This is a genomic window from Lentzea sp. NPDC058450 (assembly GCF_042721395.1).
Classification (GTDB): Bacteria; Actinomycetota; Actinomycetes; order Mycobacteriales; family Pseudonocardiaceae; genus Lentzea.
On record NZ_JBHXLO010000022.1, the window covers coordinates 104,407 to 122,847 of the forward strand.

Genomic DNA, 18,441 nt, shown 5'->3' on the forward strand with positions numbered 1-18,441 from the left:
AGAGTAGTCAACACGCCGGAACCGACCCCTAGATCCGCACTCGAATCCCTCATGCGCCACACTTCGGAGCATCATGACTGCCTGGCTTGTGATCGTCGTTCCGATCGTGATCATGTTCTTCGCGCTCTTCATGGAGCGGGTTGAAGCGAAGCTCCGGCACGTTGCCGTGCAGGAGAACGAGGTCGAGGAGTTCCTGGAGTCCGCCAGGCCCGAAGAGGTCAAGGCGCTCTACGGACACGGCATCGGTCGCGCACTCGACATGTTCCGCCTGCGTCGCCGCGGCCGCGGTGGTGCCCGCAAGCGCGTCCGCTAGGTACCGGCACGGTCGCCGGCCTTCGCGAACCGGACATATGCGCCGGTCGCAGGTGGCCCCGTGCTGACCAGCACCCGAATGGCGTAGACTGATTCGTTGGGCTCTGGATCGAGTCAGTCGCGTTGTTCCTACTAAGACGGCGAGCCGAGCGGCGATCCACAAGAGAGCCCTTAGACTGCAACGCAGTGATCGGCGGCACGGCGCTGACTCCACCAAAGATGGTGGTAGGCGTGCCGTCGCGTCGATTAGGAGGGACGAGGTGGACGAGACCCTGGCGCGAGCGGGCATCTTCCAAGGTGTTGACCCGGCAGCTGCAGAGGCGCTGGCGACGACTCTTGAGACGGTGGAGTTCCCGCGTGGCCACGTGATCTTCGCGGAGGGTGAGCCGGGCGATCGCCTGTACATCATCCAGTCCGGCAAGGTGAAGATCGGCCGCAAGTCGCCGGACGGCCGCGAGAATCTGTTGGGGATCTTCGGGCCCTCCGACATGTTCGGCGAACTGTCCATTTTCGATCCCGGCCCCCGCACGTCGACCGCGACGACGGTGACCGAGGTGCGCGCGGTGTCCATGGACCGCCCCGCGCTCCGTCAGTGGATCACCAACCGGCCGGAGATCGCGGAGCAGCTCCTGAGGGCGTTGGCCCGCAGGCTGCGCCGGACGAACTCGATGCTGGCCGACCTGATCTTCACGGACGTGCCCGGCCGCGTCGCCAAGGCGTTGTTGCAGCTCGCACAGCGCTTCGGCTCGCAGGAGGCCGGCCTGCTCCGCGTCACGCACGACCTGACGCAGGAGGAGATCGCCCAGTTCGTGGGCGCGTCCCGCGAGACCGTGAACAAGGCTCTGGCCGACTTCGCGCACCGCGGCTGGCTGCGGCTCGAAGGCAAGAGCGTGCTGATCCTGGACCCGGAGCGCCTCGCGCGCCGCGCCCGCTAGCTGTATTCGGGCTCGTCGGTCTTCACCGACGAGCCCGTTCGCTTTTCCTGGAGTACACAAAGGACCGGGCGCCACCCCCGACGTGGCGCACCGGTCCTTTGTGGTGCACGGCCCATCCCCCGACGAACCGTGCCTTCCATCCCTCTGGCGCGTAGGCCCCGACCCTCAAGCCAGAGGTTGGTCTCGGTGGATGAGTCAACTTTCGCATGTCTCCACCCCGACCGCTCAAGCCCTTTCACCCTCAAGGACCTCGTCCGAGGCCTATTCGTTGCATGTTTCACCCGGTCATCCCATTCCCGTGACCCAATCGCAACCTTGGTGACCCTGCGCACCTGATCTGGTACATCCGTACCAGGTTTGGCATACTGGTACACATGTCCCACTCTGCTCGCCTGTCCGACTACCGTGCTGCCCTGACGACCCCCGGCATGCGCGGCCCTGTTGTCGCGTCTCTGCTCGCCCGCCTGCCCATCGCGATGGTCGGGCTCTCGCTGCTGCTCTACGTGGAGCGCGCGACGGGGTCGTTCGCGGTCGCCGGCATGGTCTCGGCGGCGGCACTGGTGGGCGTGGCGCTCGGGTCGGTGATCCAGGGCCGGCTGATGGACCGCTTCGGCCCGACCCGTCCCCTGCTGTACGTGACGGGCTTGTTCGCGCTGTTCGTGCTGGTCTCGGTGCTGGCCGTCGAGGCGCGCGCGTCGGTGTTCGTGCTGGTGCCGCTGGCTCTGGGCGTCGGCGCGACCGAACCGATGGTGGGCTCGGCCTCCCGCGCGCTGTGGGAGCGCATGGTGCCGGCCGGTCCGACGCGGATGGCGGGCTACGCCTACGAGGCGATCTCGATGGAGGTCTTCTTCATCCTCGGCCCCGGTCTCGCCGGTCTGTTGCTGGCGGCTCCGTGGGCGGGCACCGGCGTGGTCGTCGGTGGCGTGCTGATGGTCATCGGCGCCCTGTGGTTCGCCTTCAACCCGGTGGTCCGCGCGTGGGGCCCGGTCGAACAGGTTCCTCGTCCGCTGCTCGGTGCGTTCGCCTACCCCGGCATGCGCACGGTGGCGCTGGCCGCCCTGGGCTTCGGTGTGACGATCGGTTTCGTCGAGGTGGCCGTGCCGGCGTTCGCCAAGGCCGCGGGCCACGCCTCGATGGGCGGGCTGATGCTGTCGCTGTGGTCGATCAGCTCGGTGATCTTCGGCGTGCTCTACGGCATGCGCCCGTGGCCGCGCCCGATGCACCTGCGGCTGCCGGTGCTGCTGGGCGGGTTCGCGCTGCTGGCGTTCCTGCTGGCCATCCCGGCGACGCTCGTCGGCCTGGCGGTGGCGCTGTTCCTGGTGGGCACGCTGATCACGCCGCAGTCGACCGCGCACTCCGCGGCGATCGAGCAGGTCACGCCCAACGGCATGGCCGCGGAGGCGTTCGGCTGGGTGATCACCTCGGTGACCGTCGGCCTCGCCATCGGGCAGGGCCTGTCCGGGCAGCTGATCGAGCACTTCGGCACGCGGCCGGCGTTCGTCGCCTCCGGTGTGGCGGGGCTGCTGATCGCCGCCGCGGTGTGGCTGCTGCGCGGGACGGTTCGGCGCGGGGTGCCGGCCGAGGTGCCGGCGCGGTCGGAGATGGAGCTCGCCTCGCGCTGAGGTGGATGAGCCCACCTCGCGTGAGGGTGGGTGGGCTCACGCTGAGGTGAGCGAAGTTCCGCTCGCGCTGAGGTAGGTGAGCTTGCGCTGAGTTCGGCTTGTGCGAGGTGGATGTGTTCAGCTCGCGTGAGTAGGTGAGCTTGCGCTGAGATAGCTGGGCTCGCCTCGTGTCGACGCTGCCTTGCAGGGCCGGTCCGGTTTCGGGCCGGCCCTTTGCGTGCAGGCCGGTCAGGCCACCGAGCGCATCGGCACGACGAGGTACGTGAGCTCGACGCCGTCCTCACCTGGCTCCGAGGTGAGCACGGTCGAGCGCAGGCCGTCCTGGATCTTCAGCTCGATCCGGCGGCCGGCGAACGCCTTCAGCGCGTCCGCGAGGTAGCGGGCCTGGAAGGTCTTGGTCAGGTGGTCGCCCTCGACCGTGGCCTTGACGAACTCCTCCGACTCGCCCTGCTGCGGGTCGTTGCCCTTGACTCTGACCTCGGAGTCCTCGACCTGGATGGTCACGGCCTGGTGAGGTCCGCCGTAGGGCGTGGCTCGGCGGACGGCGCGCGCCAGCGCGTCGGCGTCCACGAGCACCGTGCTGTCGATGACTGCCTCCAGGAGTCGGCGCGCGCGGTCGTCCGGGAACGGAGCGGCCAGGAGCGCGGTGGAGATCGAGTTGTTTCCCCAGGCAAGACCGAGTCGGTCTTCGTTCGCGTGCAGGGCGACACGGCCTTGGGCCTGCCGGGCTGCTTCGACAATTGCCTTCGCAGGTACCAACAGGTCGAGTTGACCTTCTTGTTCCCACGGCACCGTGCCGTGGGCCATCCGGTAGCGATCGGTGGCCAGAAAGTGCAACCTGCCCGCGTCCGACCAGACCCGGATGCCGGTGAAGATCGGCAACGCGTCGTCCCGGCTGGCTGCGCCGGCCACCGCCGCGATGATCTTCAGCTTATCGGCCTCGACGTGACCCCGGAGCACCGGTAGCTGCGGCACCCCGGGGTGGTGGTCCAGGTCGAGCAGCGGGATGGCGAACCTTGAGGTGGGCGTGCGGACGGCCAGCCGCTGGCCCTCGACCTTCAGCCTGACCTGAGGGTCGTCCAGGGCCTGGAGGGTGGCGGCCAGTGGCTTCGCCGGGACCAGGACCTCGCCCTCGGTGTGGACGGTGGCGTTGATGGTGAGGCGCACGCCGTGTTCCTGGTCGCTGCCCGCTACCTCCACGTCGGTGCCGGCGCGGAGGCGGAGGCCTGCGAGGACCGGGTCGAGCACGCGCGTGGGGAGCAGGCGCGCCACCTCGGCGGCGGCTGCGGCCAAGGCGCTGGTCGTGGCGGTTAGGTCCATGGTTCTGGACGCTAGCGGGCACCCCTGACAATTTTTGGGGTCCGCGGGTGGAGTTTTGTGGTCGGGTTCCTGTTCCAGCGGGGTGGGTTGCGTTGGGTTGCTTGGGCTGCGGTTGCGAGAGTTGGTTGCGCGGGTCTCGACGAAAGACCTGGGGTGTGCGATTGGGGCTTGACTTCGGGGCCCTTGCGAGGCGCTGGTCGGCCGGAAAAGGCCGGGCTGAAAAGCGCCCGGCCGAGCTCGAGAAGCTAGCACCTCGCACCCAAAGTCAAGCCCCAATCGCCATGCGCGGGTGGAACCGGCTCTGTGGCGGGCATCAGCCCGTTCGGGCTCGCCTTCGGCATCGCGTGCCAGGTTCCGTAAGTGGTTGGCCTGCGTCGACGGCTATCCGGTTGGCACCGCGCGCCGGGCCTGCGTAGGTGGTTGGCCTGCGTTGACGACTGCGGCTGAGGGCGCGCGCCTGGTTTGCGTGCGTGGTTGGCCTGCGTTGACGACTGCGGTTGCGTGCGTGCGTGGTGGTCAGGAAGTGCTTTCTGCCTTGCGACGGGCCTGGTCGATGATTCGTTGCAGGTGCAGGCCTCGGCGTGCGTCGCACTCGTGCGTGACGGTGCCGCTGTGCACCATGGCCACGAAGTCGTCGAGCAGGTTCGTGAAGCACTCGGCGGCCGGGGTGTCGCGGTTGGTCAGGGTGCGGTGGCCGTTCTCGCCGAAGACGGTGAAGTCGGCGAAAGGTGGCTGCACCGGCAAGGAGAGGCACAAGGAGACGGTGCTGGTGGCGCCGCCGGAGTGTTGCAGGATCACCTGCCAGAGGCCGGTGTCGGTGACGTTGGCGGCGAGGACGTCGGTGATCTCGCCCAGGGCCGCGTCCAGCAGGTCGAAGGCGTGCGGGCCCACGTCGTCGAGGGCGCCCTTGTCGTGGCGCCACGGGGAGTCGGAGAACGGGCCGGATAGAAGGGCTCCGGAGATCCAGCGGCTGTCGGCGCCGGTCCAGCCGCCGGTGCGGTGGAGTTGCGCGAGCATCTCCTTGGTTTCCGGGGCGTAGCGGCGGGTCAGGACGACCAGGGACGCGACGCCTGCTGCTTCTACGGCGGAGACCAGGGCCTCGGCCTCCTCGACGGAGGAGGCGATCGGCTTTTCCAGGATCAGGTGTTTGCCTGCCTGTGCGGCCTTCAGGGCCATCGGGCCCTGGACGCCCGGAGGTACGCAGAACGCCACTGCGTCCACAGTGGACAGCATTGCGTCGTAGTCCGCGAAGGCCTCGGCGCCGTAGGAGGACGCCAGGGAGGTGGCGGCTTCCGGGCGGCGGGCCCAGACTCCGGTCAGGGAGGTGCCGGGGTGGTTCGCGATGCCCGGGGCGTGGATCATCTCCGCCCACGGTCCGGCGCCGACAAGTCCTACGCGCAGCTGTTCGTCCACTCGCCCATCCTGCCTCAGGAGTAACTGGCCTTGGGGACGAAGATCTCCCCGCCGTTGCCGAACTTCAGGCGCATGCCGTCGGAGGACGACTCGCGCCTCGGGTCGTGGTCCCAGCCGGTGGGCACCGTCACGACGTGGCCGCGGTCCTCGGTCGGGCCCAGCCAGATCTCGTAGTAGGTGCCGCCGACTAGCCGCGAGACCTCCTTGACGTACACGCCGGGGGTGTCGGCCGTCGGATCCACCCTGATCACGGTCGTGCGGTCGGGCACGAACATCACCACGCCCGCCACCGCCGTCAGGCCGGTGGCCAGCACCGCCCCCAGGAGGAACAGCAGCACCTGCACCAGACAACCGGAGACCTTCGTCGCCATCACACCATCCTCGGGTTAGCGCGGTCGTACGCTCGGAGGATGCCCGACGACATGACCTTGCCGGGAAACCTGGTACCCGCGAAGCCGGTCTCCCAACCCGCCGAAGCCAAGGACGCCGTCACCGTCGTGCTGCTGCGCGACGGCGCCGAGGGCCTGGAGGCCTTCCTGTTGCGCCGCGTGAAGGGCATGGCGTTCGCGGGCGGCATGTCGGTCTTCCCCGGTGGCGGGGTCGACCGGCGTGACGCCGACACGTCCGTCGCGTGGACCGGGCCGGAGCCGAAGTGGTGGGCCGACGTGTTCAACGTCGACGAGGGAACGGCCAGGGCGTTCGTGTGCGCGGCCGTGCGCGAGACGTTCGAGGAGTCGGGCGTGCTGCTCGCGGGCCCGGACGCCGGCTCGGTCGTCGCCGACACGAGCCAGTACGCGCAGGCGCGGCAGCAGCTGGTCGACCGCGAGATCTCGCTCGCCCAGTTCCTCAGTCAGAACAACCTCGTGCTGCGCGCCGACCTGCTGCGCCCGTGGGCCAACTGGGTCACCCCGTACGAGGAGCCGCGCCGGTACGACACCAGGTTCTTCGTCGCCGCGCTGCCGCAGGGCCAGAACGCGGACGGCGAGACCACCGAGGCGTCGGACGCGGCCTGGCAGACGCCTGGGAACGCGATCCAGGACGCCCAGGAGGGCCGACGGATGCTCATGCCGCCCACCTGGCGCACGCTCGACGAGGTGGGCGCGCTCGGCAGCGTCGGCAAGGTCATGGCCGAGGAACGCAGCGTCGAGAAGATCATCCCCAAGCTGATCCGCGACGGCGACGTCATCCGGGTGGTGTTCCAGTGAGCGGCTCCCCGCTGATCGGCGCCCGCGCCGCGCACCCGCTCTACGGTGAGCTCCGCCAGGTCACCGAACACGCCGCCGTGCTGCTCGCGGACAACCCGTCGCCGATGACCCTCGACGGCACCAACACGTGGCTGCTCAAGGCCCCGGACGCCGAGTCGTACGTGGTGATCGACCCCGGCCCGCTCGACGAGACGCACCTCGGTCGCGTGGCGCAGCACGGCCCGGTCTCCGAGATCCTGCTGACCCACGGCCACCCGGACCACTCCGAAGGCGCCAAGCGGTTCGGCGAACTCGTCAACGCTCCGGTGCGCGCGCTCGACCCGACGTTCACCTACGGGTCGGAAGGCCTCACGCACGGGAACGTCATCACCAGCTCAGGCCTGGAACTGCGGGTCCTCGGCACGCCCGGCCACACCAGCGACTCGCTGTGCTTCGTGATCGACGGCGAGGCGGTGCTGACCGGCGACACGGTGCTGGGCCGCGGCACGACGATCGTGGCCCACCCGGACGGCAGGCTGGGCGACTACTTCGAGTCGCTCAAGCTGCTGGCCGAACTGCCCGAGAACACCGCGGTGCTCCCCGGCCACGGCCCGGAGCTCGCCGACGCCGGCGAGGCCGCGCGGATGTACCTCGCCCACCGCACCCAGCGCCTGGAGCAGGTCCGCCAGGCCGTCGAACGGCTCGGCGGCGCCCCGACCCCGCGTCAGGTCGTCGAGGTCGTCTACGCGGACGTGGACAGGGTGCTGTGGCCCGCCGCCGAGTGGTCGGTGCGGGCCCAGCTCGAATACCTGAAGAGCGGTTACTGAGGCTGGTGGCCGTTGTTCGTGGCCCCGAACGCGGACTGGCGCGTCGAGGACCTGTCGATCTGCCACCGGCCGCTGTCGGGCCCCTGCGGCCCTGACTGCTCCCGCTGCGCCAGCTCCTCGTGCAGCTGCTGCAGCAGGGCTCGTTCGCGCTCGCTGAGGTTCGCGTCCACCGAGGAGGGCTCGGCGGGCTCGGCGAGTGCGGCCTGCAGTGCCGCGAGCTCGTCTGCCTTGAGCTCGGTGGTCACCTCGGCCCTGTTGATCGGAACGGGCTCGGGAAGCGTCTCGATCTCGGGCTCCTTGGAGGCCATCGGGATGCGCTTCACGGGCTTCGGCGGGAAGGGTTGCGAGCCCTCCAGGGCCGGGGTGGAACGTGTGCGTCGTGAGCCGGTCTCTTCCCGTTGCTCCGGCGCCGGTGTCGGCTCGGCCACCGGCGCCGGAGCGGGAAGCTCCTCGACCGGCTGGTCGAACCACGCTTGCTGTTGCTGCGCCACGTGGTCGGCCACCGGGACGGGTGCCCCGGAGATCGGTATGGCACGCGACGACGTGACCGCGGCCGCGTGGTAGTCGCTGAGCTGCACGCCGGTCGTCAGGACCTCGACGGCCGCGCGCACGCCCGCCTTGCGCAGCACCGCGTCGACCCGGTACGCGGTCGCGGGCGGGAAGCCCTGCGGACCGACGTCCACGAGCACGACGCGCTGCGGCAGCGGGCCGGGCGTCGACCCGGTCGGCGACGAACGCCAGACGCACCGCACCGAGCGGATGTCGGGCAGCACCGAGACCGCGCGGATCAGGTGACCGGCGATGTCCGAGGCCGGGTCGGTCTCGGAGGTGAAGCGGTGCCGCAGGAACGGCAGCATCTCGACCACCGGCAGGCGGTCGGTCAGCGACGCGTCCGAGCGGACCTCGTGGAGGATCCACGTGATCGCCGCGCGCTCGTCGGGCAGCACCGGGATGGCGCCCGCGAGGAGCGTCCCGAGGAGCAGCTCGATCGAGCGGTCCAGTTCTCCGACCGCGAGGAACTCGCGGGCCTGCGACAGGGCGTCGTCGTCCACGCGCCCGGCCATCGACAGCAGGAGATCGTGGAGACGGACCGGCAGGCCGACACCGTCGTTCGTCACGTCAGCTCTCCTTAGCTGAGCACGAGGTGCTCATCGGACTCGGCGCCGGCGCACACCAGCTCCGATGCCGCCAGAGCCGCCCGGTGGTAGGGCGGCAGGTCCAGACCGGACGGCACGACCTCGACGCACGGGTCGTGTTCGCCCAGCGCCCGCAGCACGCGCTGCAACTCGCCGGTCAGCCGGGCGTGGCCGGTCGTGGCCGCCACCAGCAGGACGCGGTTGATCCCCTCGGGACCGATGCGCCAGCAGGAGCGGACCTCGCCGACCCCGTTCCGGCCACGGAGGGTGGCACCGAGAACGACGGACGCGGAATCTCCCATCGGCACCCGATCGGGTGATTCCGGGGAAAAGGTGTAGTCGGTGGGCGGCAGTTCGTCCAGTCCTTTGACCGAACTGAGGGAACCGGGATCCGCCCCGTAGGGCACCAGCGCGTCCTGCAAAAGGCGTAGTTCGTGATCGGTCAGAGGGATGCGTCCGTGCAGCAGCGTGCGCGGTAACGACCGCGCGAGCACCGCGTACGCGTCCGACGAGGCCCAGTCCCGGTACCGCCACAGCAGGTCGTCCGGGACGCGCCCGGCCAGCCTGAAGAGCAGTTCGTGGCACGTGTCCGACATGTCACACCTCGACGATCAGTTCGATCTCCACTGGAGCGCCGATCGGCAGCTCTGCGACCCCCACGGCCGACCGGGCGTGCTTGCCCAGGTCCCCGAAGATCTCGCCGAGCAGCTCGGAGGCACCGTTGATGACGCCCGGCTGCCCCGTGAAGCCCTCGGCGGAGGCCACGAACCCGACAACTTTCACGACTCGCTTGATCGAGTCAATCCCCACGAGCGCGTGCACGGCCGCGAGGGCGTTGAGAATGCACGTCGCGGCGTACTGCTTCGCCTCCTCCGGGGACACCTCGGAGCCGACCTTGCCGGTGGCGGGCAGCTGGCCGTCGACGAACGGCAGCTGGCCGGAGGTGAACACCCACGGGCCGCTCTGGGTGGCCGGGACGTAGGCGGCGAGCGGGGCGGCGACGCCCGGCAGCTCGATGCCGAGTTCCTTCAGGCGGGTGGACCAGTCGCTCATGCCTTCACCCGCTTCAGGTACGCGACGTGCTGCTCACCGGTCGGGTTCGTGAGCACCGTGACCAGCTCCCAGCCGTCCTCGCCCCACTGGTCGAGGATCTGCTTCGTGGCGTGGATCAACAACGGCACGGTCGCGTACTCCCACTTCGTCATGCGCGGAGCCTAACTTGCCACCCGAGCGGCGCCTGCGCGGTTCTCGTCGTTGGAGCTACCTTGATCACATGGAGACCTGGCGGATCATCGCCACCGGCCTGTTCGCGGTGGGTGGGCTGGTGATGGTGCTCGTCGCCATGGCGCAGGTGCGTGATCGCAAGCACAGCCAGCGCACCCAGGTGGTCCAGGCGGGGCTCATCGGGCTCGTGGTCGTGGTCGTCATCACGGCGAGCATCGCGTTGTTCCTGCCGTCGGTCGTGGCGTGGGGGCTGGTGGCCGCAACCGCGATGGCCGTTCTCTTCCTCACCATGGCCGATTGACCGACCAGTCCACCTTCGACCGATTTCACACATAGTCTGGACGTGTGACGTCGTGGACCGAGGAGCTGACCCGAGCCCGTCTGCACGTTGTCTCCGGCAAGGGCGGCACGGGCAAGACCACGGTCGCGGCCGCCCTGGCGCTCGCGCTCGCCACCGGTGGCCGCCGGGTGCTGCTGGTCGAGGTCGAGGGCAGGCAGGGCGTCGCCCAGCTCTTCGACCGCGCGCCGCTGCCGTACTCGGAGGAGCGGATCGCGTCCGCGCCGGGCGGCGGTGAGGTGCACGCGCTGGCCGTCGACGCCGAGGCCGCGCTGCTGGAGTACCTGGCGATGTTCTACAACCTCGGCTTCGCGGGCCGCACGCTGCGCAAGATGGGCGCGATCGAGTTCGCGACCACGCTCGCGCCCGGCCTGCGCGACGTCCTGCTGACGGGCAAGGTCAAGGAGTGCGTGAACCGGGTCGGGCCGGACGGCCGCCACCTCTACGACGCGGTCGTGCTGGACGCGCCGCCGACCGGCCGCGTGGTCAAGTTCCTCGACGTCACGAAGGCCATGGCCGACCTCGCGAAGGTCGGTCCGATCAAGGGGCAGAGCGAGGGCGTCGTGCGGTTGCTCCACTCGGGTGACACGGCGGTGCACCTGGTGGCGTTGCTGGAGGAGATGCCGGTGCGCGAGACCCTGGACGCGGTGGCCGAGCTGGACGGCGCCGACCTGCGGCCGGGCGCGGTGTTCGTGAACCGGGTGCAGCCGGCACGTCTGCCCGCGCGGTCCGTGCCGGTCGCCGCCCAGGGCAGGCTGGACGAGTCACGGGTGCGCACGGGGTTGCAGGCCGCCGGGCTGGACCTGGACGAGTTCACGCTCGAAGGCCTGGTCGACGAGACCGTGGAGCACGCGATCCGCGTTCAGTCGCAGGAGGAGGCGAAGGAGCTGCTGTCGCACTCCGACCTGCCGACGCTGGACCTGCCGGACCTGACCGACGGGGTGGACGTGGCCGCGCTGTACGAGCTGGCCGAGGTGCTGGTCGCGGCGGGAGTCCGATGAACAAGCTCGAGTTCGACCCGCTGCTCGACGACCTGGAGACGCGCGTTCTCGTCTGCTGCGGCTCCGGCGGCGTCGGCAAGACGACGACGGCGGCGGCCTTGGCGGTGCGCGCGGCCGAACGCGGCAGGCGCGTGGTCGTGCTGACGATCGACCCGGCGCGGCGGCTCGCCCAGTCGCTGGGTCTGCGGGAGCTCGACAACCACCCGCGCGAGGTGGTCGTGGACGGCTTCGAGCCCAAGGGCGAGCTGTTCGCGATGATGCTCGACATGCGTCGCACGTTCGACGACATGGTGCTCACCCACGCGGGCCGCGACCGGGCCGACCAGATCCTGTCGAACCCCTTCTACCAGACCATTTCCTCGTCGTTCTCCGGCACGCAGGAGTACATGGCGATGGAGAAGCTGGGCCAGCTGGTGGCGCAGGACGAGTGGGACCTGATCATCGTCGACACCCCGCCGTCGCGGTCGGCGCTCGACTTCCTGGACGCGCCGCAGCGGCTCTCGACCGTGCTCGACGGCAAGTTCATCAGGATGCTCTCGGCGCCCGCGCGGGCGTCCGGCCGCGGGTTGTTGAAGATCGTTGGAACCGGTTTCAGCCTTTTCACGCGGGCCGTGTCCACGATCGTCGGCGGCCAGCTGTTGCAGGACGCTTCAACTTTTGTTCAGGCTTTCGACAGCATGTTCGGAGGATTCCGCGAGCGCGCCCAGCGGACGTACGAACTCCTCCGCTCGCCCGGAACCGGTTTCGTGGTCGTGGCGGCGGCGGAACCGGACGCGTTGCGCGAAGCGAGCTATTTCGTGGAACGGCTCAGCGCCGAGAACATGCCGTTGTGCGGACTCGTCGCGAACCGGACGCATCCGGTGCTCGCGGCGGACCTGCCCGCGGCGAAGGCGCTGGCAGCGGCCGATGACCTCGACCGCTCCGGTGACGCGCCCCTCGCCGCGGCAGTGCTCCGGCTGCACGCGGACCGGGTGGCAGTCGCCGATCGAGAGAAGCGACTGCTGGCCCGGTTCACGCGTGCTCACCCCGGTGTCGCGCTGGTCGGCGTGCCTGCGTTGCCCGCCGACGTGCACGACCTCGACGGCCTCCGGGAGATAGGTCGCCGGCTGGCCGGTGAGTGACTAACCGACTCGTGAGTCCTCGACGTGTTCCTGACGTGCGTTGTCGAGCAACTCGTGCCAAGAGTCCACGTCCGGACGGCGGCGCAGCAGAGCACGGCGTTCGCGCTCGGTCATGCCTCCCCAGACCCCGAACTCGATCTTGTTGTCCAGCGCTTCGGCCAGGCATTCCATGCGCACCGGGCATCCCAGGCACACGAGCTTCGCCTTGCGCTGCTCCGCGCCACGAACGAAGAGCTGGTCCGGCTCTTCGTCACGACACGAAGCGTTGATACGCCAATCCCCCTGGTTCATATCCCCCACTCCTCAGTGCTGTCCAAATGTGGAAATCCGCCACACCCCTGCCACGGATGCCGTAGCGTTCGAGCTACGGCTGCATTCCTTGGACGTTGACGGACTGTAGTGCCGTTCGGTTCCCTGTCCAAGCCTGGGTCACCCGACTGTTACCTGTCGTGCGTATCTCTACTCATGCTGAGTAACGGCACTTACTGATCACCTTCACCCGTTCGTGTACGGCGTACGCTGAGGCGCGTGCGAGTCAGGAATGGCGTGCTCAAGATGCTCGGCCTGTGCCTGCTGGCTGGGGTTCTCCTCGCCGGCATGCTGTTCCCCGTCGTGGGCTCGACAGGTCTCGTCTCGAACAGAGCCAGCGACACCGTGGACAGCATCTCCGCAGACCTGGTGACGACGGACCCTCCGTTGATCACCACGGTCACCGACAAGGACGGGGCGCCGATCGCCTACCTGTTCGACCAGTACCGGGTGCTCACACCACCCGAGAAGATCTCGCCGACTATGAAGGCCGCGCTGATCTCGGTCGAGGACAGGCGGTTCTACGAGCACCAGGGCGTCGACTGGAAGGGCACGATCCGCGCGGGCCTGACGAACCAGGTCAGCGGCTCGGTCTCGCAGGGCGCCTCGACCCTCACCCAGCAGTACGTCAAGAACTACCTGGTCCACGTGGTCGCCAGGAACAACAAGCTGGAGCAGGCCAAGGCCCAGGAGCAGACCATCGCGCGCAAGATGCGCGAGGCCCGGATCTCGCTGCAGCTGGAGCGAAAGCTAGGCAAGGAGGAGATCCTCGCCCGGTACCTCAACGTCGTTCCTTTTGGTTCGACCATTTACGGCATCGCGGCGGCCGCCCAGGCTTACTTCGGCACGACTCCGGACAAGTTGACGGTTCCGCAGGCGGCGATGCTCGCGGGAATGGTGAACAGTCCGTCAGCACTCGACCCCGAAGCGTATCCGGACAAAGCTTTGGACCGGCGCAACAAAGTGATCGACAGGATGGTCGAGAACGACAAGCTGTCGCGCGACGCGGGTGAGGCGGCGAAGAAGGAAGGCCTCGGTCTGCAGACCCCGGTGCGCACGCCGCCGAACGGCTGCGTCGGCGCCGGGCCGGAGAACGGCTTCTTCTGCTCATACGTCGTGAACTACCTGCAGCGCGCGGGCTTCAGCGAGGAGCAGCTGCGCACCGGCGGCTACACCGTTCAGACCACTTTGGACCGGGGCGTCACCTCGCAGGCGAAGGCCGCGGCCGAGGCGGGCGTCGGCAAGACCGTCGACGGCATCGCGAACACCATGGCCGTCGTGAAGCCCGGCAAGGAGCGCCACGAGGTGCTCGCGCTGGTGGCGAACCGCGACTACGGCCTGAAGGCGGACCTGCGCCAGACGACGTACGACCTGCCGAGCGGGGTCGAGAACAAGTTCGGCGCCGGCTCCATCTACAAGGTGTTCACGGCCGCGGCGGCGCTGGAGAAGGGCCTCGGCATCGAGAACGTCATCCCGACGCCGACCTCGCACGTCTCGCGCGTGTTCAAGGGTGGCGCCCAGCGCTGCCCGAGCACCGGCGAGCCCGGCACCCGCTGGTACTGCCTGTCGAACTTCGACTCCAGCTACCCGTCCTCCATGTCGTTGCAGCAGGCGCTCGCGACGTCGCCGAACACCGGCTTCGTCATCCTGGAGGAGCAGACCGGCATGGACGCGGTCGTCGACATGGCCTCGCGGCTCGGCATGCGCGAGACGATGGCGACGAACCTGCAGGGCACGCGGCCGGACCCGAAGGCCAAGGACAAGCAGAACCGCATCTCGCAGACCGAGTTCTACAAGCAGAACGGCGGCAACGCGTCGTTCACGCTCTCGCCCGCGCCGGTGTCCACGCTGGAGCTCGCGAACGTCGCGGCGACCATCGTGAGCGGCGGCAAGTGGTGCCCGCCCACGCCGATCGCGAAGGTGCTGGACCGCAACGGCAAGGCCGTGCAGGTGAACGAGGCGCCCTGCGAACAGGTCGTCGCCGAGGGCCTCGCGAACGGCCTCGCGGTCGGCATGAGCAAGGACGACGTCGGCAACGGCACCGCGGCCCAGGCGGCCCGCAACGCCAAGTGGACCCGCCCGATGATCGCGAAGACGGGCACCACCGAGGAGTACAAGTCGGCGGCGTTCATCGGCGCGACCCCGGACTTCGCGGGCGCCGTGCAGACGTTCAACGACGGCACCTCGCCGCGGCCGATCTGCCTGGGCGCGCAGCCCCGGTTGTGCGGCAACGGCAACATCTTCGGCGGCACGATCCCCGCCAAGACGTGGTTCGAGACGATGACGAAGGTGCACGGCTCGTTGCCCGCCTCGCCGTTGCCGCAGGTGGAGCAGCGGTACCTCAAGGGCGGCCGCGAGATCCAGGTCCCGGACGTGGTGGGCAGGCAGGTCAACGACGCCACCCGGATCCTGGAGCAGGCGGGCTACAAGGTGAGCCAGCAGTCGGTGAACTCGGAGAAGTCGAAGGGCACCGTGGTGAGCCAGTCGCCGCGCGGCAACGCGTTGCGCGGCACGGTGATCACGCTGTCGGTGAGCTCGGGGTACGTGCCGCCACCGGTCGCGTCGGAGCCGCCGGCACCGCCGCCCAATCCCGGCAACCCGAACGAGCCGCCACCGATCACGCTGCCGACCGAACCGAACCGTTAGCTGCCGAGTTTCGCTTTGAGGCGCTGGACGCTCGTGTCGATGTGAGCACGGACCTCGGCGACCGCCTTCTCGCGGTCGCCGAGGCGGATCGGGTCGAGGATGGCCCGGTGCTCCGCGATCACCTGGTCCGGCGTCTCTTCTTTTGAGAGCACCGTGAGGTAGAAGCGCAGCTCCTGGGTGAGTCCGGCGAAGAACTCGTCCAGCCTGGCGCTGTCGAGCAGCGCGACGATCTGCTGGTGGAACGCCAGGTCGAGGTCGACGATCTGTTGCAGGTCGTCTTTGTCGGCTGCTTCTTCGAGCGCTTCGAACGCCTCGGTGAGGGCCTGGAGCTGCTCGGGGCGGGGCGCGCGGGCGAGCGCGGCGGTCTCCAGGCGTTCGCGGGCGGTGTAGAGCGCGTCGATCTTCTCCGGCGTCGGGGCGATGACGACGGCGCCGCGGTTGACCTCGTAGCGGACCAGGCCGGTCAGCTCCAGGATGCGCACGGCCTCGCGGATGGTGTTGCGGGCGACCCCGAGCTCGGCGGCGATCGCGCTCTCCCTGAGCCTGTCCCCAGGGCCGAAGGCACCGGCCATGATCCGTTCGGACAGGCCGTCGGCGAGCTGCTGGGCCGTGGTGGTGCGCCGGACTTCGAGGCCGTCGAGGGCTGACATGTGACCAGCCTAATACGGTTGCCCTACAGTTGAACTGTACTACAGTTTGTCGTCATGGACCTGACGACGTTCAAGGCTTTGAGCTTCGACTGCTACGGCACCCTCATCGACTGGGAGGCGGGGATCGCCGCCGTGCTCTCGCCGTGGGCGCGGTCGGCCGGCCTTTCGGTTTCAGACGAGGAACTGCTGCTGGCCTACGGCCGGGCGGAGTCCGCGGTGCAGGCTGCGACGCCGGGCGCGCTGTACCCGGAGGTGCTGGCGGCCGCGTTCCGGCGCACGGGTGAGGCGCTGGGCGCCGAGGTGAGCGACTCGTGGGCCGCGCGGCTCGGGGCGTCCGTGCCGGACTGGCCCGCGTTCGCCGACTCCGCGGATGCGTTGGCGCGCTTGGCTTCCCACTACCAGCTGATCATCCTGTCCAACGTGCACCGGGACGGGTTCGCGGGCAGCAACCGGCAGTTGCGCGGGGAGTTCGCGGCGATCGTCACCGCGGAGGACGTCGGCGCGTACAAGCCCGCCGAGAACCACTTCCGGGCGTTGGACCGCACGCTGGAGTCGTTGGGGATCGAGCGGTCGGAACTGCTGCACGTGGCGCAGAGCCTGTTCCACGACCACGTTCCGGCGAGGCGCGAGGGCCTGCGGTCGGTGTGGATCAACCGGAGGCACGACAGGCCGGGCTGGGGCGCGACGCCCGAGCCGTCCGGGGAGTTCTCCTACGACCTGGAGTTCGGCTCGATGGGCGAGTTCGCGGACGCGGTCGACAAGGCGTTCTGACTCGTGGTGCCGCAGCGGTTTCCGGGCCGCTGCGGCACTCGTTCGTTCAGCCGGCGAGCTTGGCCTTCACCGCGGCGGCCACCCGGCCACCGTCGGCGCGGCCCGCGACCTCGGCGTTGACGGCCTTCATGACCTGGCCCATCTGCTTCTGCCCCGGCGCCTCACCGAGCTGCGCGGCGACGGCGTCGTACGCCTTGTCCACAATGGACTTGAGCTCGGCCTCGTCGAGCTGCTTGGGCAGGTAGATCTCCAGCACGGCGAGCTCCTGGCGCTCCAGCTCGGCCTTCTCGGCCCGGCCGGCACCGTCGAAGGCCTCCGCGGCCTCCTTGCGCTTCTTCGCCTCGCGCGAGAGGACCTTCACGACCTCGTCGTCGCTGAGCTCACGGGCGGACTTGCCCGAGACCTCCTCGTTCGTGACAGCCGTGAGAGCCATCCGCAGCGCGCCGGCCGTGACCGTCTCACGCGCCTTCATCGCCGCGGTCAGGTCGTTCTTCAGCCGCGTCTTCAACTCCGCCATGAGGCAGAACGGTACCGCCCGCCGGATGCCGCGCCGATCGAGTTAACGCCCTTCCGTACCCTTGACACGTGAACAAGCTGGGCCGCGCACTCCTCGCCACGACCGCCCTCGGCGCCGCGACCATCGCGTACGCGGCCGGAATCGAGAGAAGGCACTGGACCCTGCGCACCGCCACGGTGCCGGTCCTGTCCCCCGGCGCCAAGCCGATCCGGGTGCTGCACATCTCGGACCTGCACATGACCCCGAACCAGGTCTCGAAGCAGCGCTGGGTGGCCGCCCTGGCCGACCTGAACCCCGACTTCGTGGTCAACACGGGCGACAACCTGGCCCACAAGGACGCCGTACCAGGCACGTTGCGCGCACTGGGCCCGCTCCTCGACAAGCCGGGCGTCTTCGTCTTCGGCAGCAACGACTACTACGCCCCGAGGCTCAAGAACCCGGCCCGCTACCTCCTGCCGTCCGCCAAGACGAAGCGCATCCACGGCGTGACCCTCCCGTGGCGCGACCTGCGGGCCGGCATGATCGAACGGGGCTGGGAAGACCTCACCCACCTCCGCAAGACCATCATGGTGGCGGGCCAGCCGATCTTCTGCGCGGGCCTCGACGACCCGCACCTGAAGCGCGACCGCTACGCCGACATCGCGGGCACCCCGGACCCCACCGCCGCCCTGAGGCTGGGCGTCACCCACTCGCCGGAGCCGCGCGTCCTGGACCCGTTCGCCGCGGACGGCTACGACTTCGTGATGGCCGGCCACACCCACGGCGGCCAGCTCCGCATCCCGTTCTACGGCGCCGTTGTCACCAACTGCGAACTGGACCGAGGCCGCGCCCGCGGCGTTTCCCGTTGGGGCTCGCACATGTGGATGAACGTGTCGGCCGGCATGGGCACTTCGCCGTACGCCCCGGTGCGCTTCTGCTGCCCTCCGGAGGCATCACTGCTGACCCTCGTTCCCCGGCCCGTTACGCCTGGTCAGGGGCGAAATGAGGGGGTCCGATTCGGAGCTGGGGCGGACATGATGTAGAGTTCTACATGTTCCCAGCCGGGGTGTGGCGCAGCTTGGTAGCGCGCTTCGTTCGGGACGAAGAGGTCGCAGGTTCAAATCCTGTCACCCCGAT

21 protein-coding genes and 1 tRNA gene are annotated in these 18,441 nt (G+C 69.2%); 12 read left to right on the forward strand and 10 right to left on the reverse strand.

Features of this window, described 5'->3' with window-relative positions:
• Positions 1 to 73: 73 nt before the first annotated feature.
• From ACFWNN_RS29485 to ACFWNN_RS29495, 3 genes are all read left to right on the forward strand, one after another.
• A complete protein-coding gene (locus ACFWNN_RS29485) occupies positions 74 to 313 on the forward strand; it encodes a hypothetical protein (RefSeq protein WP_030477588.1) in 240 nt (79 codons plus the stop codon).
• Positions 314 to 572: 259 nt separating this feature from the next.
• Positions 573 to 1,247, forward strand: a complete 675-nt coding sequence (locus ACFWNN_RS29490; RefSeq protein WP_030477589.1) for a Crp/Fnr family transcriptional regulator — start codon at positions 573 to 575, stop codon at positions 1,245 to 1,247.
• 374 nt (positions 1,248 to 1,621) lie between these two features.
• On the forward strand, positions 1,622 to 2,869 hold the full coding sequence (locus tag ACFWNN_RS29495) for an MFS transporter (RefSeq protein ID WP_382443184.1): 1,248 nt from the start codon (positions 1,622 to 1,624) through the stop codon (positions 2,867 to 2,869).
• 228 nt (positions 2,870 to 3,097) lie between these two features.
• Here the strand turns inward: ACFWNN_RS29495 and dnaN are convergent, their stop codons facing one another.
• The 3 genes from dnaN to ACFWNN_RS29510 form a co-directional block, all read right to left on the reverse strand.
• Positions 3,098 to 4,189, reverse strand: coding sequence for a DNA polymerase III subunit beta (gene dnaN / locus ACFWNN_RS29500; protein WP_382443185.1), 1,092 nt, complete (start codon positions 4,187 to 4,189; stop codon positions 3,098 to 3,100).
• A 516-nt stretch (positions 4,190 to 4,705) separates the two neighbouring features.
• The gene (locus ACFWNN_RS29505; protein WP_382443186.1) at positions 4,706 to 5,602 is read right to left on the reverse strand and encodes a Gfo/Idh/MocA family protein; all 897 of its coding nucleotides are present in this window, start codon (positions 5,600 to 5,602) and stop codon (positions 4,706 to 4,708) included.
• Between the two features lie 14 nt (positions 5,603 to 5,616).
• The gene (locus ACFWNN_RS29510) at positions 5,617 to 5,973 is read right to left on the reverse strand and encodes a hypothetical protein (protein WP_382443187.1); all 357 of its coding nucleotides are present in this window, start codon (positions 5,971 to 5,973) and stop codon (positions 5,617 to 5,619) included.
• 39 nt (positions 5,974 to 6,012) lie between these two features.
• Between ACFWNN_RS29510 and ACFWNN_RS29515 the strand changes: the two genes are divergently transcribed.
• Both ACFWNN_RS29515 and ACFWNN_RS29520 read left to right on the forward strand, forming a co-directional pair.
• Positions 6,013 to 6,807: an NUDIX hydrolase gene (locus tag ACFWNN_RS29515; protein WP_382443188.1), complete on the forward strand. Its 795-nt coding sequence runs from the start codon at positions 6,013 to 6,015 to the stop codon at positions 6,805 to 6,807.
• Positions 6,804 to 7,613 (forward strand): MBL fold metallo-hydrolase, encoded by an 810-nt coding sequence (locus ACFWNN_RS29520; protein ID WP_382443189.1) that lies wholly within the window; start codon positions 6,804 to 6,806, stop codon positions 7,611 to 7,613. Before ACFWNN_RS29515 ends, ACFWNN_RS29520 begins: the two co-directional genes overlap by 4 nt.
• Here the strand turns inward: ACFWNN_RS29520 and ACFWNN_RS29525 are convergent.
• Genes ACFWNN_RS29525 through ACFWNN_RS29540 form a run of 4 tightly spaced genes read right to left on the reverse strand, consistent with a single transcriptional unit; the run spans position 7,607 to position 9,954 of the window.
• On the reverse strand, positions 7,607 to 8,731 hold the full coding sequence (locus tag ACFWNN_RS29525; protein ID WP_382443190.1) for a hypothetical protein: 1,125 nt from the start codon (positions 8,729 to 8,731) through the stop codon (positions 7,607 to 7,609). The two genes, ACFWNN_RS29520 and ACFWNN_RS29525, sit on opposite strands and share 7 nt — an antisense overlap.
• Before the next feature lie 11 nt (positions 8,732 to 8,742).
• Entirely contained in the window at positions 8,743 to 9,345 is a 603-nt protein-coding gene (locus tag ACFWNN_RS29530; RefSeq protein ID WP_382443191.1) for a hypothetical protein, read from the reverse strand.
• Between the two features lies 1 nt (position 9,346).
• A complete protein-coding gene (locus tag ACFWNN_RS29535; RefSeq protein WP_382443192.1) occupies positions 9,347 to 9,802 on the reverse strand; it encodes a RidA family protein in 456 nt (151 codons plus the stop codon).
• On the reverse strand, positions 9,799 to 9,954 hold the full coding sequence (locus ACFWNN_RS29540; RefSeq protein WP_086668176.1) for a DUF4177 domain-containing protein: 156 nt from the start codon (positions 9,952 to 9,954) through the stop codon (positions 9,799 to 9,801). Before ACFWNN_RS29540 ends, ACFWNN_RS29535 begins: the two co-directional genes overlap by 4 nt.
• A 68-nt stretch (positions 9,955 to 10,022) precedes the next feature.
• Here ACFWNN_RS29540 and ACFWNN_RS29545 point away from each other — a divergent pair, with 68 nt between their 5' ends.
• The 3 genes from ACFWNN_RS29545 to ACFWNN_RS29555 are packed head-to-tail and all read left to right on the forward strand — an operon-like array spanning position 10,023 to position 12,432.
• Positions 10,023 to 10,274, forward strand: coding sequence for a hypothetical protein (locus ACFWNN_RS29545; protein ID WP_382443193.1), 252 nt, complete (start codon positions 10,023 to 10,025; stop codon positions 10,272 to 10,274).
• A gap of 44 nt (positions 10,275 to 10,318) precedes the next feature.
• Complete coding sequence (locus ACFWNN_RS29550) at positions 10,319 to 11,311, forward strand: ArsA-related P-loop ATPase (protein ID WP_382443194.1); 993 nt, start codon at positions 10,319 to 10,321, stop codon at positions 11,309 to 11,311.
• Entirely contained in the window at positions 11,308 to 12,432 is a 1,125-nt protein-coding gene (locus ACFWNN_RS29555) for an ArsA family ATPase (protein WP_382443195.1), read from the forward strand. Before ACFWNN_RS29550 ends, ACFWNN_RS29555 begins: the two co-directional genes overlap by 4 nt.
• Here ACFWNN_RS29555 and ACFWNN_RS29560 read toward each other — a convergent pair whose 3' ends face one another.
• Complete coding sequence (locus tag ACFWNN_RS29560) at positions 12,433 to 12,723, reverse strand: WhiB family transcriptional regulator (protein ID WP_285635590.1); 291 nt, start codon at positions 12,721 to 12,723, stop codon at positions 12,433 to 12,435. It abuts the gene before it with no gap.
• A 237-nt stretch (positions 12,724 to 12,960) separates the two neighbouring features.
• Here ACFWNN_RS29560 and ACFWNN_RS29565 point away from each other — a divergent pair, with 237 nt between their 5' ends.
• On the forward strand, positions 12,961 to 15,387 hold the full coding sequence (locus ACFWNN_RS29565; RefSeq protein WP_382443196.1) for a transglycosylase domain-containing protein: 2,427 nt from the start codon (positions 12,961 to 12,963) through the stop codon (positions 15,385 to 15,387).
• On the opposite strand, the gene ACFWNN_RS29570 is transcribed toward ACFWNN_RS29565, so the two are convergent.
• Positions 15,384 to 16,037 carry a GntR family transcriptional regulator gene (locus ACFWNN_RS29570; protein ID WP_382443197.1) on the reverse strand — a complete coding sequence of 218 codons (654 nt, stop codon included), beginning with the start codon at positions 16,035 to 16,037 and terminating at the stop codon, positions 15,384 to 15,386. The two genes, ACFWNN_RS29565 and ACFWNN_RS29570, sit on opposite strands and share 4 nt — an antisense overlap.
• A gap of 54 nt (positions 16,038 to 16,091) precedes the next feature.
• On the opposite strand from ACFWNN_RS29570, the gene ACFWNN_RS29575 reads away from it, so the two are divergent.
• A complete protein-coding gene (locus tag ACFWNN_RS29575; RefSeq protein WP_382443198.1) occupies positions 16,092 to 16,808 on the forward strand; it encodes a haloacid dehalogenase type II in 717 nt (238 codons plus the stop codon).
• A gap of 46 nt (positions 16,809 to 16,854) precedes the next feature.
• Here ACFWNN_RS29575 and ACFWNN_RS29580 read toward each other — a convergent pair whose 3' ends face one another.
• On the reverse strand, positions 16,855 to 17,325 hold the full coding sequence (locus tag ACFWNN_RS29580) for a GatB/YqeY domain-containing protein (protein WP_382443199.1): 471 nt from the start codon (positions 17,323 to 17,325) through the stop codon (positions 16,855 to 16,857).
• Between the two features lie 68 nt (positions 17,326 to 17,393).
• Between ACFWNN_RS29580 and ACFWNN_RS29585 the strand changes: the two genes are divergently transcribed.
• Positions 17,394 to 18,347 carry a metallophosphoesterase gene (locus tag ACFWNN_RS29585; protein WP_382443200.1) on the forward strand — a complete coding sequence of 318 codons (954 nt, stop codon included), beginning with the start codon at positions 17,394 to 17,396 and terminating at the stop codon, positions 18,345 to 18,347.
• A 19-nt stretch (positions 18,348 to 18,366) separates the two neighbouring features.
• Positions 18,367 to 18,440 (forward strand) — tRNA-Pro (locus ACFWNN_RS29590).
• Position 18,441: the final 1 nt, after the last annotated feature.

What these genes read in the sequence shown, in the direction of transcription:
- ACFWNN_RS29485 (WP_030477588.1), top strand. Translation starts at nt 74, where the DNA reads ATGACTGCCTGGCTTGTGATCGTCGTTCCGATCGTGATCATGTTCTTC.
- ACFWNN_RS29495 (WP_382443184.1), top strand. Translation starts at nt 1,622, where the DNA reads ATGTCCCACTCTGCTCGCCTGTCCGACTACCGTGCTGCCCTGACGACC.
- dnaN (WP_382443185.1), bottom strand. Translation starts at nt 4,189, where the DNA reads ATGGACCTAACCGCCACGACCAGCGCCTTGGCCGCAGCCGCCGCCGAG.
- ACFWNN_RS29510 (WP_382443187.1), bottom strand. Translation starts at nt 5,973, where the DNA reads ATGGCGACGAAGGTCTCCGGTTGTCTGGTGCAGGTGCTGCTGTTCCTC.
- ACFWNN_RS29515 (WP_382443188.1), top strand. Translation starts at nt 6,013, where the DNA reads ATGCCCGACGACATGACCTTGCCGGGAAACCTGGTACCCGCGAAGCCG.
- ACFWNN_RS29530 (WP_382443191.1), bottom strand. Translation starts at nt 9,345, where the DNA reads ATGTCGGACACGTGCCACGAACTGCTCTTCAGGCTGGCCGGGCGCGTC.
- ACFWNN_RS29535 (WP_382443192.1), bottom strand. Translation starts at nt 9,802, where the DNA reads ATGAGCGACTGGTCCACCCGCCTGAAGGAACTCGGCATCGAGCTGCCG.
- ACFWNN_RS29540 (WP_086668176.1), bottom strand. Translation starts at nt 9,954, where the DNA reads ATGACGAAGTGGGAGTACGCGACCGTGCCGTTGTTGATCCACGCCACG.
- ACFWNN_RS29545 (WP_382443193.1), top strand. Translation starts at nt 10,023, where the DNA reads ATGGAGACCTGGCGGATCATCGCCACCGGCCTGTTCGCGGTGGGTGGG.
- ACFWNN_RS29555 (WP_382443195.1), top strand. Translation starts at nt 11,308, where the DNA reads ATGAACAAGCTCGAGTTCGACCCGCTGCTCGACGACCTGGAGACGCGC.
- ACFWNN_RS29560 (WP_285635590.1), bottom strand. Translation starts at nt 12,723, where the DNA reads ATGAACCAGGGGGATTGGCGTATCAACGCTTCGTGTCGTGACGAAGAG.
- ACFWNN_RS29570 (WP_382443197.1), bottom strand. Translation starts at nt 16,037, where the DNA reads ATGTCAGCCCTCGACGGCCTCGAAGTCCGGCGCACCACCACGGCCCAG.
- ACFWNN_RS29575 (WP_382443198.1), top strand. Translation starts at nt 16,092, where the DNA reads ATGGACCTGACGACGTTCAAGGCTTTGAGCTTCGACTGCTACGGCACC.
- ACFWNN_RS29580 (WP_382443199.1), bottom strand. Translation starts at nt 17,325, where the DNA reads ATGGCGGAGTTGAAGACGCGGCTGAAGAACGACCTGACCGCGGCGATG.